The following is a 12,981-nucleotide window of genomic DNA, read 5'->3' as shown; positions in this document are numbered from 1 at the left end:
CTTATTTGTTCCCTTTTAGGGCAGCTTATTTTTCAACTGGTACACATAAGCCAGCACTTCCGCCACCGCTTTAAATAAATCTTCCGGAACGTGGTCTCCTATATTTCCGTGACTGTACAGTGATCTTGCCAGGGGCTTATTTTCTACCATGCGACCTCATTTTTTTCAGCAGCCATCCGAATTCTCATAGCCATAAAATCCACCCCTTTTGCAACAATCACCGGGGCTTCCATCTTGTCTTCCTCGTACTTTAATGCAATCGCGTAATGAGTGGGGTTAGTAATGACCACATCAGCTTTAGGAACTTCCTGCATCATTCTTTGCATAGCCATATCCATTTGTTTCTGGCGGCGCTTTGATTTAATTCGCGGATCTCCCTCCATCTTTTTATGTTCATCTTTTACGTCCTGCTTTGACATTCGTATTTGTTTTTCATGATCATATTTTTGATATATATAATCGGGAATTGACAGAAAGAGTAAAAGAACGGCAACCCCCGCTCCAATAAGGCCTGTAAGCTGTGCTATTTCAAAAAAACCAGCTTCTATGTTTTTATGAGAAAGGAGCAATAGAGAGTCAAGGTTAAACCAAATGACGGAAAATACAAGAATCCCCACTAATGAGATTTTCAAAAGAGACTTCAAAAGCTCAACGAGAGCACGCGCAGAAAAAATTCGTTTAAACCCCTGGATAGGGTTGATCTTGGAAGCTTTAAATTTAATTGCTTCCGGGGCAAATAAGATACCAACCTGCATCATGGAAGCTGCTGTACCTGCCACCATAGCTACAAGCATGATCGGAAGCAGAACAATTGCTGTTTCCATCACAAGCTCCTCTAATATCACCGTAAGCGTAAAGGAAGTGATTTCCCAGCGTAAATATTCACTAAATATATGCCCCATCATATTTAAAATGTGGTCCCCAAGGATTCCGGCATATAAAAAAGAAATAAAAAGACAGCCAGAAGAATGAGTGCGGTGTTAACGTCATTACTCTTTGCCACTTGTCCTTTTTTTCTGGAATCCTGTCTTTTTTTGGGCGTGGCCTTTTCTGTTTTTTCCTGGGAAAAAACTGAAGTTCCATGCGAAGTTTCATTCTTATGCCCCTCCAAACAATTCCAGCAATGTCCTCATGGCTGTGCCTGCTTCCTCAAATGTATAAGATACAAGAGAAAAGAAACCAGGCAGCATAATGGCCAAAAGAGGAAGCCCAAGGAAGATTTTTAAAGGCAGGCCCACTACAAAAACGTTCATTTGAGGGACAGCCCGTGACATCATCCCTAATGCTACATCTACTAAAAACAAACACCCGATAATCGGGAAAGCCATTTGGAAAGCGATGATAAACATCGTCGTAAAGGTGGTTAGGGCAAAGTATGCGATCGATCCATTTCCAAAAGGAAGAAACAATTGTTCCAGGGGAACAAATTCATAGCTGTAATAAACACCATCAAGAAGTAGGTGATGTCCATCTACCGCAAGTAAAAAAAGCATGGTAAATGCATAGAGGAATCCTCCGGTAAGCGGACTTTGAGCCCCTGTCTGGGGATCAATAACGTTTGCTACTAAAAATCCCATAAGAATATCAATAAACATTCCGGCTACTTGTACGGCGTAAATCAGCATACTTGCGACAAGCCCTACCAGCAGTCCGACTAACGCTTCCTTAATGACAAGCAAAAAAAATTCAGCATTGATGGCAAGTTCCGGTACATCCACAGTAAACATCATCGTAAACGCCATAAATACAGCCAGGCCTATTTTAAAAGTATTAGGTACGTTTCTATATGCAAAATCGGCATTGTCGTAAAAAAGCCAGCACTCGTACAAAGATTAATAAAAAGGCTGGAAATTGATTGATCCATTCCATTGTGTCCATCTTATCCTACATAATGGTGAAGATTGCTTAGAATTTGATGAGCAAATTGAACCACATGAGACAGCATCCACGGACCAAAAATAATTAAAGAAGCAAGCACTCCTAATATTTTCGGGATAAAGGCCAACGTCTGCTCTTGAATTTGAGTGGTTGCTTGAAAGACTGCAACCCCAAGACCAAGGACCAGCGCAACGACTAACAAAGGTCCTGCTACCAGAAATACTGTCCATACTCCGTTTTCCGCCAAGCTTATAACCATTTCCGGACTCATCATATACCACCTTTAATAACTTAAAAGCAAAGATTCAACAATTAAATACCATCCATCAACCAAAACAAATAACAAAATTTTAAATGGAAGTGAAATCATCACCGGGGGAAGCATCATCATTCCCATCGACATAAGAACACTGGCCACTATCATGTCAATGACTAAAAAAGGGACAAAAAATTAAAAAGCCGATCTGAAAAGCCGTTTTAAGTTCACTTATAGCAAACGCAGGGATAAGAGCTGTTAAAGGGACATCATCGAGTGATTCAGGTCTTTCAAGACCCGCGTACCCCATGAACAGGGCCAAATCCTTTTCCCTGGTGTGCTGGGCCATAAATTCCTTTATTGGTGACGCTGCTTCCTGGAATGCTTCTTCTTGTGTAATTTCACCCTCAAATAAAGGGGTTAACGCTTCATCATTTATTTGAGAAAACACAGGGGCCATAATAAAAAAGGTTAAAAATAAGGCTAAACTAATCAACACCTGATTGGGAGGCATCTGCTGAGTAGCAATTCCCATTCTCACAAAAGAGAGCACCACCACGATTCTTGTAAAGCAAGTCATTAAAATTAAAATAGCAGGGGCCAGTGAAAGGATCGTTAACATAATTATCAGCTGTATGGTGGTTGCCAGGTCTTCTGGATCATCGCTTAACAGGTTGCCAATATCTACTGCTGGAAGAAAGATAATCATTGTTCCCTCTCCTTTTCCCGGCGGCCCGCCTGTTCTCTTGCTTCCTTTAACTCACCCAGACGGCTGTTTAAAAGAGATTGAAAAGGTTTAACGTTATCGTCATCCTGCTTCTTACGCAGAATTTTGGTTTGAAGCCAGTCTGTGGCTTTTTCCATGGCTTCATCGTTTTGCCCGTCTTCATTGTTCAAAATTTCTTGTATTTCTTCTTCATTTTTTATTTCTTTTAATAGATGAATAGAGTCACCCACCCCGACGACAAGAAGGCGATTTCCTACCTTCACCAGCTGGACAGATTTGTGATTTCCAAGAGGCACCCCTCCTATGTTTTGAAGCGTGCGGGCAGAGTGATAAGATTTTGTTTTTTTACTAATAAACTTTAAAAGAATGTACATTAAGCCGATAACAAACAAGAGAGCGCCTATCATTTGAGCAAACATGAGAAAAGGATTTCTTTCTGCTAAGACAGGTTCATTGTCTGAACTTGCATCAGACAACGAACCCTCTTCCTCTTGATTTTGAAGCCAATCATTTACCGTTCCATTTTCACTACTTTCAGCAAAAACGGAGCCGGGCGGCATGAAATAAATAAGTAGAAAACATATCATTATTAATAAACCGAAAATATTTTTCATAAGAGGCGACACTTTATCCTAACGTTTTTTTAATCGCTTCAATCACACGGTCTGCCTGAAAAGGCTTCACGATAAAGTCCTTTGCACCTGCTTGAATAGCATCTATTACCATTGATTGCTGGCCCATAGCTGAACACATGATGACTTTGGCATTGCCATCAAAAGCTTTGATTTCTTTTAATGCCGCTACCCCATCTTTTTCAGGCATAGTAATATCCATTGTAACCAGGTCAGGGGATAGCTCTTTATACCTCTCCACAGCTTCCTCGCCATTTTGAGCCTCACCGGCAATCTCAAAACCATTTTTAACCAGAATGTCTTTAATCATCATCCTCATAAAAGATGCATCATCAACTATTAATACAGATTGTCCCATGCTAATATCCCCTTTCATATCTCTGCTTAATTTAAATTTTTTATTCTATCTTTTTGACTGATAATATCTGTCACTCTGACACCAAAGTTCTCTTCAATCACCACTACCTCTCCTTTGGCTATCAGCTTTTGATTTACTAAAATATCAATAGGCTCTCCGGCTAATTTATCGAGTTCAATGATTGATCCATGAGAGAGGGCGAGAATGTCTTTGATTGATCGTTTTGTCCTGCCGAGCTCTACGGTAACGTCAAGTGGTATGTCCAACAGCATATCCAGGTTCTTTGGCTCCGCAGCTTTCCCTTCCCTCTCTTCAAAGTTAGAGAATACTGCAGTTTGGACTTCCCTGTCCGGCTCGGAATGAAAGTTTTCCGGTCCGCCATTGTAACTGTCAGACCTGGCCGCAGCTGTTTCTTGAAGAGCCTCTCTGCTGATGAAATCCTCAGCTTTCTTTGTATGTTGAGTAAAATCTTCCTTATTGGCTAAGGTCTCACGTGTGGTTACTTCTTGCCCCTTGGTGTCAGAAGACGGCTTACTCTCGCCATCAGGTTCTTCAGTCTCCATCAGTTCACTTATCATTTTTTTAGCAAAAGGAATGGTGACTACTTGCATAATAGAGGAATCAATCAATTCTCCGACCTTTAAACGAAAAGATATTTTCACTATCATTTCTTCGTCATCAGCAGGTGATTCTTTTGTTTCAGCGTCTAATATTTCAATTCCAGGGGGAGTAATATCCACTCGTTTCCCAAAGATGGCAGACATCGACGTTGAAGCTGACCCCATCATTTGGTTCATAGCCTCTTGCACGGCACTAATTTCCATTTCACCAAGCTCTTTATCTTCAACTGAACCGCTTCCGCCCATCATTAGATCAGCAATAATAGAAGCATCACTGCTTTTAATAACTAAAAGATTTGTTCCTTGAAACCCTTCTGTGTACTCTACATTCACGGAAAGACATGGCTCCGGAAATTCAGTCTGCAGCTCATGCATAGCCACTGCTGAAACTACAGGGGTCGTAATTTCCACCTTTTGGTTAAGCAATTGAGACAAAGCGGTTGCTGCGCTGCCAAAGGAAATATTCCCTATTTCTCCCAATGCGTCTTGTTCAATGGGCGTTAAATAGGATTCTATATTTCTCTCTCTTTCTTCTTCTTTTTGATTATTTAAGGCCGTAGAATCTGTTGTTTCTGTCTCATCACTATCACCGTTTACACCTTTTAACAGCTCATTGATCTCCTCTTGAGAGAGCATATCATCATTCAATTTTCTTCCCCTCCTCAAACTCCCTGGTTACTTGGACGGCCATTTTGTTTTTCATCTTGCCAGGCTGCCCATAATACTTTTTCTCTCCCTCAACATGTATTTCTAAGGGTTCATGAATACCCTGATTTAATTGAATAACATCGCCAGGACTCAACTGAAGAAAGTCTTCAATAGAAATTTGCGAATGCCCAAGCAAAGCTTGAACAGTAAGCGGAGCTTTTTGAACGGTTGCCTGCAAAGCTTTTTCATGATTGCTGTCTCTTTTTTGCTTTTTGGTCTGCATCCAGTAATGCACAGAGAGCTTTGGCAGAATTTCTTCAAGTACTACATGAGGAAGACAAATATTTATCATCCCGGAAGCTTCATTAATTGTCGTAGACAAGGAAATTACCACCACTGTTTCATTTGGAGATACCATTTGCAGAAACTGAGGGTTAACCTCTAATGCATGCATTTCAGCCTCAATACTGATCACAGATTCCCAGGCTTCTTGAAACGTTTCAAGCATTCTTTGAAAAAGCTGCTTTAGTATTCTAGTTTCAATTTCTGTTAACGTATCAATTTTATTAAAGCTGGCTCCTTTTCCGCCAAGCATCCGATCCAGCATGACATAGCCAATGTTAGGATTTACTTCGACTAAAAACCTGCCTTCTAACGGGTATGGCTCAAAAACATTTAACAACGTCATTTGAGGAATAGAGGAAATAAATTCTTCGTAAGGCAATTGGTCTACAGAGGCTACAGATATCTGCACAAAGGTTCGAAGCTGTGCTGAAAAGGTAGTGGTGAGCAGGCGGGCAAAATTTTCATGTATTCTTGATAAGCTCCTGATCTGATCCTTTGAAAATCGCACCGCTCTTTTAAAGTCATAGGTGTGAATTTTTTGTTTTTCTTCTTCCTTTCGCAGTTCCTCTGCATCCATCTCTCCAGTAGAGATCGCTGAAAGTAATGCATCAATTTCATTTTGTGATAACACATCTGCCAAATCGCTCACCTCTTTTCCCTATTCCAATAGAATTCTTTTATTGGATCATCCGCTGAGTTGTATACACGTTCACTACTTTGCCGTCTTCTACCATTTCATTTAATTGCTCAACAAGCGAAGCTTCTAACTCTTCAATTCCTTCTTTACTTTGAAGGTCGCTCGCTTTAAGGTTGGCCAATTCTCGGATAATCAAATTGTTAACTTGAAAATCTCTTTGCTTAATTTCCTCTCTGGTATGCTTGGCATCCAGATGAATCCTGAATTGGGCTCGAATAAAATGGTTAGAGGATAGATTGGTTGTAATTTCCTCTGTCTCCCAGGAGTTTTCAATCACTTCCTCAATACTTGGTTCAGCGGTTACTTCCTGGTCGTCAGAAAGGTAATTAAAAAGAACGATCGCCAGCACGCCTAATAACGTAATGGATACAAGCATAACGGCCATAATACTGAGAAGTTTATTTTTTTTCATTCCTTATCTCCTCCTTTCATGGCCGTTGTACCGACTAAGCCGATAGAGGAATAAAAAGCCTGCATTTTTTCATTTACTCCTGTCATCGATTCTTTGACGATAATAGATTTTCCGTTCGTGAGAAGAATGGTAGTATCAGGAAAGGCTTGAATCTGTTCTATTAACAGGGCGTGAAGATAAAAAGTCTGCCCATTTAACCTTGTTAGTTCAATCATATTCGTCATCAGAGCCAAAGAGTTCGCAGCTCTGCCCTCCCTTTGTTATAAATTACCGTTTTAAATTGACTAATTCTTGCAGAATTTCATCTGAGGTTGTAATGATTCTCGTATTAGCCTGGAAACCTCTTTGAGAGACTATCATTTCTGTAAATTCCTCTGATAAATCAACGTTGGACATTTCCAATGTTCCAGCAACAAGGCTTCCTGCCCCCCCTGCGGCAGGAGCTCCAGGTACTGCCGGTCCTGAGTTGGCTGTTTCCTGATAAAGATTCCCGCCTATTTTGGAAAGGCCTTCCGGATTATCAAAAATAGCAAGACCTACCTGACCGCCTGCGACAAGGTCTCCATTTTCGTTAATGATATTAACTGTTCCATCCTGGCCGATACTAAAGCTTTGAGATGTAGCAGGTACTGTAATAGGAGAGGCTCCGCCAGCACCTACCAGTACATGCCTTCACTGTTTACAATAGAACCGTCTTCATCTAAGTAGAAATTCCCCGCTCTCGTATAATAGTCAGCATCTCCATCTGTTACAGTAAAAAAGCCGTCTCCAGAGATTCCTAAATCAAGCTCCCTGTTCGTATTTTGAAGGCTCCCCTGGGTCATGATCGTATCAATAGAGCCAATCTGAGATCCCAGGCCTACCTGAATTGGATTTGTTCCTCCTTGCCCTGCCTGCGGTCCAGTGGCACCCGCCATCTGTTGGCTCACCATATCCTTAAACGTCGTTCTTCCTTTTTTAAAACCAAAAGTATTTACATTAGCAATGTTATTTCCTATGACATCTAATTTCGTTTGAAAATTGTTCATTCCTGATATTCCAGAATACATTGAACGAAGCATATGCTTTTCCTCCCTCTGTTTTGAAACTCACTGTATCAGTCGATCTACAGCTAAAGGCTTCCTTGGCAGGTCGGGCCTTCTATAAAACAATTGTCCCATTTATGTTTGTAAATATTTGACCGTTTGCTTCCTGTCTATTCATTGCTGTAATAACTGTCTCATTTTTGGCGCTTACTATTAATGCAGCTTATCAGTGAGAACCAGCGATTCATTTACTCCCTTTTTCTTTGCGTTTTTTATTTGTTCGTCGATCTTTTTCCATTGCTCAGGCGAAATTGTTACCTCTCTTGCAGCAAGCCGTTTATCAGCATGTTTGCTGATTTTTAAACTAGTAGGCCCGGCGAGTTCTTCTGTAAACAATTTCTGAAAATAAGATGTTTCAATCTTATTATTTTCGGGAATATGATTTTGAGGATGAGGCAATTGATGCAATCCATAAGATTGAATAGGAATACTCATTTTTTCCGCCTTTCACTTGCTATTGCCCGTGAATTTCAATAATTTGTTTATTTGTAACCCAACGGTTGTTATCAAGCAGGACCCGGATGGTTCCGTCTTTTTCTTGTTTTACGGAAAGAACTCCATGTTGTTCTGCAACTGTTTGGGTCCTATGTTCATCCACCTCTACTTCACGTTCCCAGGTGACTTTTCTTCCTATAAGTTCACTATTTTGAACAAGCGCGCTGCTTTGTTGTGATGTGATAAAACGTTCAAGAGTTTTGTTCATATTGGTCATCTGCTCTAATGAAGAAAAATTGGCCATCTGTGCAATAAACTCTTTATCTTCCATTGGATTTAATGGATCCTGATTTTGAAGCTGGGTAATAAGAATTCTGAGAAAATCATCTTTTCCCATAATATTGCCTTGAGCTTCTTTAACAGGTACATTGTGCTGCTCAGCAATACCAAAGGATGAATGTATCGTATTTGTCATGGCTCCCCCTTAGATCTCAGTATTTATCCTTTCCTTTTCTAGAAAGTCAGCAAATTCTTGTCTTCTAGGATCATTTTCTTCTTCTTGCTTTTCCTCTTGATCAGTATCTCTTCTATCCTTTTGAGAAGAAGATTCCTTTTCTTCTTTATCGTCGTCCCAGGAAGGGTGCTGGGCTATTTCAATTTTTTCTACAGAAAGATTTTGCTGCTGAAAGAGAAGACGAAGCTGGGAGATTTGTGATTCAATTAACTCTCTTGCACCAGAAGAAGACACAATCATTCTGGCTGCTAACTTACCATCTACATGGGTGAACTGAATGTCCAGTCGGCCTAAGTTTTCAGGGAACAGCTTTATTGACAGCTGCTGCTGGCCATTTGAAAGCTGTTGGAGGTTGGAGCGGCCCATGATTTCCTGAAACTGTCTTATAAACTCCTGCTGCCGCCTGTATGTGGTCTTGTTTTCCCCAAGATAAATGTACAGCTGTTCAGCTTTACTGCCTGTTGTCATTCCTTCAGAGGTACTAACGGACAAAGGAAGCTGCGCAGGCGACTGACTGTGACTTTTAGGAAATAATTCCTTTGCTGCCGGCATGATTTCCCCTCTTTGTGTTTCTCTACCATTCTTTTTATCCACAGTTTTGAAAAAAGGGGGAGGATCGTTGATATACCGGTGAAGCTGATTTCCTCTTTCGCTATTATTGGTATTCTCACCTGGATTCGGTGAAATCTGACGTAAAGCCTCTGAAATAGTCCTGCTTTCCGGGAACAAACCACCCATTGAAACAAGAAAGCCCTGCTGTTGAGAAAGGGGCAATTCTCGAACTAGGGCCTCAATGGGAACACCCTCCTCCTGTAAGACAAAAAGTCCCGCTGCAGTCAATACCTTGACGGCTTCCTTTACGCTTTCCTCTTCTTCAAACGGTTTATTCTCTATCATGGACTCCTCTATAGACGACAGGGAAAGCAGCTTCAGGGGTAATGGGGTTGGCGTCATATTTTCCCCTGTTTTTCCAAGGAAACCGTCAGAGTCTATTTCTTTGCCTTCAGTAATTGAATAGATGTTGTCAGAGAGAATCTCTTTGCCTTCGGTAGTAGGATGGATGCTGTCAGAGAGAATCTCTTTGCCTTGAGTGGGTAATGGAAGGTCCACAATAGAGGTTTTGTTTCCTCCCCGCTTCATTTGGGAAACTTCCGAAACAACATCGAGCAGGCTTGTCTCTTCCTTCATCATTTTCGTAATTGCTTCTTGTACAAGAAGCGGCAATTGATCAAACTGATGCTCCCACTCAGGCAAGGAGGTTCCCATAGAGGGTTCTAGTTTCCTCTCCCACTTTTTTTCAAGCTTTTCAGCCAGCCCTTCTATGGCTTGAATGAATATCTCCCATTCTGCATGAATCTCCTCCTGCTGGTACGAAGAGTCGTCTAGTGACAAGGAATTTTCGTTATCTTGGAAAGGAGAAGAGAGCAAAGCTGTCAGCAAAACAGAAAAGCCTTCATTGTGTTCAGACAAGGGATTGACTTTTTCCTCTGCAAGCTGCTGGGGCATAACTTCTTTAGAAAACAACTGACCCATCATTACATCATTCATAAAGTTCACCTCCTTTCACCATATAGATCATTGATAAGATAAAGCTGCCATCACTTCAGCAGCCTGCTCCGGCTCCATCTTAGCTAAAATCTGGCCTCTGCTCTCCGTTCTCATCTCACTCATATGAATGATGATGTCAGCAGTACTCATCTCTCCTAAAATGGCTGCAGCTCTTTTAGGAGACATCGATTCATAAACCCTGGCAAGCTCTTTGATTTCAGCCTGTCCCCCCTCAATTTCTGCGTCTTCTTGTTCCTCATTTTCCTCTGCTTCTATACTTTCCTCCAGCTCTTGAAGGGCACCTTCACTTGCTTCAAGTTCTTGTTCTAGTTGATAGATTCTCTGTTCTTGCTCTTCAATGGTAGCAATCATATCCTCTCTTTCATGTTCTTCTGCTTCAGCTCCCTCTCTTGAATCTACAAGTGATGAAATAACCGGGATGTTAGATGCGATATTCTTGGCTGGTTCTGCAATGCTAAAGCCTAGAAAAGAGAGAATCACAAGGCCCACAACCATGGCAAAAAATCCTGGGATGATAATAATAAGCAAAATCCATTGAAGCTTGCTTGCTCCTTCCCTTTCTTTATTATTTCCACTATTTTTACCCATTCTTTTTTCCCTCACCGTGCTGCATATTTCTGAATAGAAATTTCGTCCATTATTTTCTCTTCTTCTTTTTTCAAGCCATACTCATACTCTCGTCTTTTATGCTCACGAATCCTCTCATATTTCTTATACTCTATAAACGCGTACTGCATTTCATTTTTTTTGGAATTCATCAACACTCTGGCATGATCGGCTGACACCTTTGCTTTCATGACGTCCTGGTGTAGAAGCATGAGAGAAGATTCTGCCGTTTGAAGTTCATGGATTGGCATGCCGTGCTTCATTTTTTCTCCGTAAAAGGCTTCAGCCTCTTCTTTTCTTTTTAGGAGGTGATACAGATGTGTAGCTTTTTCCTCAAATTTAGTAACAGAACGGCTGTATTCCTCTTCAGCTGACACTCGGGCGTTTTCTTTCATTTCAAGTAATTTTTTCAATGAAAATTGAAAGCTCATGCCTGAACTCCTCCCCCTTCAAATCGCTTTTGTAGAGCCTTAATGATTTCTTCATATGTATATTTTTCATCTGTTCTTTGTTGAAGAAAGGTCAATATATCCGGGTACGCATCGATCGCTTCATCTATGTGAGAGGAAGAACCTTTTTTATAGGCGCCGATATTGATGAGGTCTTCGGAATCGTAATACGTTGACAATAAATACCGTAAGTTTTCAGCTGACTCCTGATGCGTTGAATGAGTGATATCTCCCATCACCCGGCTTATGCTTTTTAAAACGTGGATGGCTGGATAATGGCCTTTATTCGCCAACTCTCTGTCAAGCACCATATGTCCGTCTAAAATCCCTCTCACAGCATCTGCAATCGGTTCATTCATATCGTCTCCATCTACTAAGACCGTATAAAAAGCAGTGATTGACCCTCTCTCATCTGTGCCAGCTCTCTCTAAAAGCCTGGGAAGCATAGCAAAAACCGATGGAGTATATCCTTTGGTCGTAGGAGGCTCACCAATCGCCAAACCAACTTCTCTTTGAGCCATTGCAAAACGGGTGACAGAATCCATAAGTAAATTGACATGAAGGCCCTGGCTCCGAAAATATTCCGCAATCGCTGTCGCGGTCATTGCTCCTTTAATTCTCATTAAAGCAGGCTGATCGGAGGTGGCAGCTACAATTACAGACTTTTTTAATCCTTCTTCTCCCAAATCACGTTCAATAAAATCCTTTACTTCTCTTCCTCTTTCACCAATTAAAGCAATTACATTCACATCAGCTTCAGAGTTTTTTGTAATCATAGCAAGCAATGTGCTTTTGCCGACTCCACTCCCTGCAAATACCCCGACACGCTGGCCCTTTCCTACAGTAAGGAGACCGTCTATCGCTTTTACTCCTAGAGATAAAGGCTCTGTTATCCTTGGCCTTTGCAAAGGGTTTGGCGGATCTTGTTCTGTAGGGATCGAGGAAAGCCCTTTAGGCAATTCTCTTCCACTTAGTAACTGTCCGCAGCCATCAAGCACTTCCCCTATCAGGCCCCGTCCGGCTTTTATTTCCAAGGGCTTGCGGGTTGATTCTACCAGGCATCCGGGAGAAATGTTTTTCGTAGTTGTCAGGGGCATTAAAAGTACGCTTTTTTCTTTAAACCCAACAACTTCAGCCAGAACTGGTTCTTTTGCCTTTGAAACATGGATTTTGCATAAATCTCCTACTGAGGTATGAGGTCCTCTTGATTCAATAGTCAGCCCTACCACTTTTGTCACTTTTCCAAGTTTTTTATAAGGGCTTAATTCTTTAATTTCCTCAATGAGCTCGGCTGCTTTCATGAGCCTCCTCCTTCAGCACTTCAATCAGCTGCTCTTTTAGTTCCTTTAACTGACTATCCAATGAGGCATCCAGTCTTCCATAAGAGGTTTCAATCACACATCCTCCGGAATCTAACTGACTGTCAGGGTATATTCTGAGCATTTGTGAATAGCTAAGAAGCTCTTTGATTTCCTCAGTCTGTTGTTGTATTTGCTCAAATTGGGATGGGGGAACAAATATAGTAACTTCTTCTTGCTCTTTCACTTCCTGGACAGCTTTCTTTACAATATCTGTCCACCTTTCAGGCTCATCTTCGAGTGCCTGGTACAAGATGCGGTCTGCCACTGCAAGAGCGATATTTAAAATAACAGGCTCAGCTTCTTCAAGGTAACGGATATATTCTTGCTTTGCCTGTTGAATTAAATGTTTAGCATCATCGACCGCAGTTACATACTCTTCTTTCCCTTCC

Annotated in this window: 16 protein-coding genes and 4 pseudogenes; all 20 read right to left on the bottom strand. The window is 41.3% G+C overall.

What is annotated here, in order from left to right; genetic code table 11:
• Positions 1-15: 15 nt before the first annotated feature.
• Positions 16-902, bottom strand: a pseudogene (gene flhB / locus JCM19033_RS03830) (flagellar biosynthesis protein FlhB).
• A gap of 5 nt (positions 903-907) precedes the next feature.
• Positions 908-1,111: an EscU/YscU/HrcU family type III secretion system export apparatus switch protein gene (locus tag JCM19033_RS27075; RefSeq protein WP_306301211.1), complete on the bottom strand. Its 204-nt coding sequence runs from the start codon at positions 1,109-1,111 to the stop codon at positions 908-910.
• Positions 1,098-1,742, bottom strand: a complete 645-nt coding sequence (fliR, locus tag JCM19033_RS03825; protein WP_306301210.1) for a flagellar biosynthetic protein FliR — start codon at positions 1,740-1,742, stop codon at positions 1,098-1,100. Before fliR ends, JCM19033_RS27075 begins: the two co-directional genes overlap by 14 nt.
• A 137-nt stretch (positions 1,743-1,879) precedes the next feature.
• Entirely contained in the window at positions 1,880-2,149 is a 270-nt protein-coding gene (gene fliQ / locus JCM19033_RS03820) for a flagellar biosynthesis protein FliQ (protein WP_054635318.1), read from the bottom strand.
• Between the two features lie 12 nt (positions 2,150-2,161).
• Positions 2,162-2,843, bottom strand: a pseudogene (gene fliP, locus JCM19033_RS03815) (flagellar type III secretion system pore protein FliP).
• A complete protein-coding gene (gene fliO / locus JCM19033_RS03810) occupies positions 2,840-3,475 on the bottom strand; it encodes a flagellar biosynthetic protein FliO (RefSeq protein WP_054635317.1) in 636 nt (211 codons plus the stop codon). Before fliO ends, fliP begins: the two are co-directional and overlap by 4 nt.
• A 13-nt stretch (positions 3,476-3,488) precedes the next feature.
• Complete coding sequence (locus JCM19033_RS03805) at positions 3,489-3,851, bottom strand: response regulator (protein ID WP_054635316.1); 363 nt, start codon at positions 3,849-3,851, stop codon at positions 3,489-3,491.
• Positions 3,852-3,877: 26 nt separating this feature from the next.
• Positions 3,878-5,119 carry a flagellar motor switch phosphatase FliY gene (gene fliY / locus JCM19033_RS03800; protein ID WP_269757949.1) on the bottom strand — a complete coding sequence of 414 codons (1,242 nt, stop codon included), beginning with the start codon at positions 5,117-5,119 and terminating at the stop codon, positions 3,878-3,880.
• The gene (gene fliM, locus JCM19033_RS03795) at positions 5,112-6,104 is read right to left on the bottom strand and encodes a flagellar motor switch protein FliM (protein WP_054635315.1); all 993 of its coding nucleotides are present in this window, start codon (positions 6,102-6,104) and stop codon (positions 5,112-5,114) included. The genes fliY and fliM overlap by 8 nt, the downstream gene beginning before the upstream one ends.
• Before the next feature lie 37 nt (positions 6,105-6,141).
• The gene (fliL, locus tag JCM19033_RS03790) at positions 6,142-6,573 is read right to left on the bottom strand and encodes a flagellar basal body-associated protein FliL (RefSeq protein WP_054635314.1); all 432 of its coding nucleotides are present in this window, start codon (positions 6,571-6,573) and stop codon (positions 6,142-6,144) included.
• Complete coding sequence (locus JCM19033_RS03785) at positions 6,570-6,788, bottom strand: flagellar FlbD family protein (protein ID WP_054635418.1); 219 nt, start codon at positions 6,786-6,788, stop codon at positions 6,570-6,572. The genes fliL and JCM19033_RS03785 overlap by 4 nt, the downstream gene beginning before the upstream one ends.
• A gap of 52 nt (positions 6,789-6,840) precedes the next feature.
• A pseudogene (flgG, locus tag JCM19033_RS03780) lies at positions 6,841-7,634 on the bottom strand (flagellar basal body rod protein FlgG).
• 79 nt (positions 7,635-7,713) lie between these two features.
• On the bottom strand, positions 7,714-7,776 hold the full coding sequence (locus JCM19033_RS27070) for a hypothetical protein (protein WP_306301219.1): 63 nt from the start codon (positions 7,774-7,776) through the stop codon (positions 7,714-7,716).
• A gap of 35 nt (positions 7,777-7,811) precedes the next feature.
• Positions 7,812-8,093, bottom strand: coding sequence for a flagellar protein (locus JCM19033_RS03775; RefSeq protein ID WP_306301209.1), 282 nt, complete (start codon positions 8,091-8,093; stop codon positions 7,812-7,814).
• 19 nt (positions 8,094-8,112) lie between these two features.
• Entirely contained in the window at positions 8,113-8,568 is a 456-nt protein-coding gene (flgD, locus tag JCM19033_RS03770) for a flagellar hook assembly protein FlgD (RefSeq protein WP_054635313.1), read from the bottom strand.
• Between the two features lie 9 nt (positions 8,569-8,577).
• The gene (locus tag JCM19033_RS03765) at positions 8,578-10,155 is read right to left on the bottom strand and encodes a flagellar hook-length control protein FliK (protein ID WP_054635312.1); all 1,578 of its coding nucleotides are present in this window, start codon (positions 10,153-10,155) and stop codon (positions 8,578-8,580) included.
• Between the two features lie 27 nt (positions 10,156-10,182).
• The gene (locus JCM19033_RS03760) at positions 10,183-10,764 is read right to left on the bottom strand and encodes a MotE family protein (protein WP_054635311.1); all 582 of its coding nucleotides are present in this window, start codon (positions 10,762-10,764) and stop codon (positions 10,183-10,185) included.
• A gap of 11 nt (positions 10,765-10,775) precedes the next feature.
• A complete protein-coding gene (gene fliJ / locus JCM19033_RS03755) occupies positions 10,776-11,213 on the bottom strand; it encodes a flagellar export protein FliJ (protein WP_054635310.1) in 438 nt (145 codons plus the stop codon).
• The gene (fliI, locus tag JCM19033_RS03750; protein WP_054635309.1) at positions 11,210-12,532 is read right to left on the bottom strand and encodes a flagellar protein export ATPase FliI; all 1,323 of its coding nucleotides are present in this window, start codon (positions 12,530-12,532) and stop codon (positions 11,210-11,212) included. The genes fliJ and fliI overlap by 4 nt, the downstream gene beginning before the upstream one ends.
• Positions 12,510-12,959: pseudogene (gene fliH / locus JCM19033_RS03745) on the bottom strand (flagellar assembly protein FliH); the annotation flags it as partial. The gene fliI and the pseudogene fliH, both read right to left, overlap by 23 nt.
• Between the last annotated feature and the right edge of the window lie 22 nt (positions 12,960-12,981).

Source organism: Thalassobacillus sp. C254 (assembly GCF_001310615.1).
Note: the sequence above shows the minus strand (reverse complement) of the source record. Positions and strands in the feature narration are given on the sequence as shown.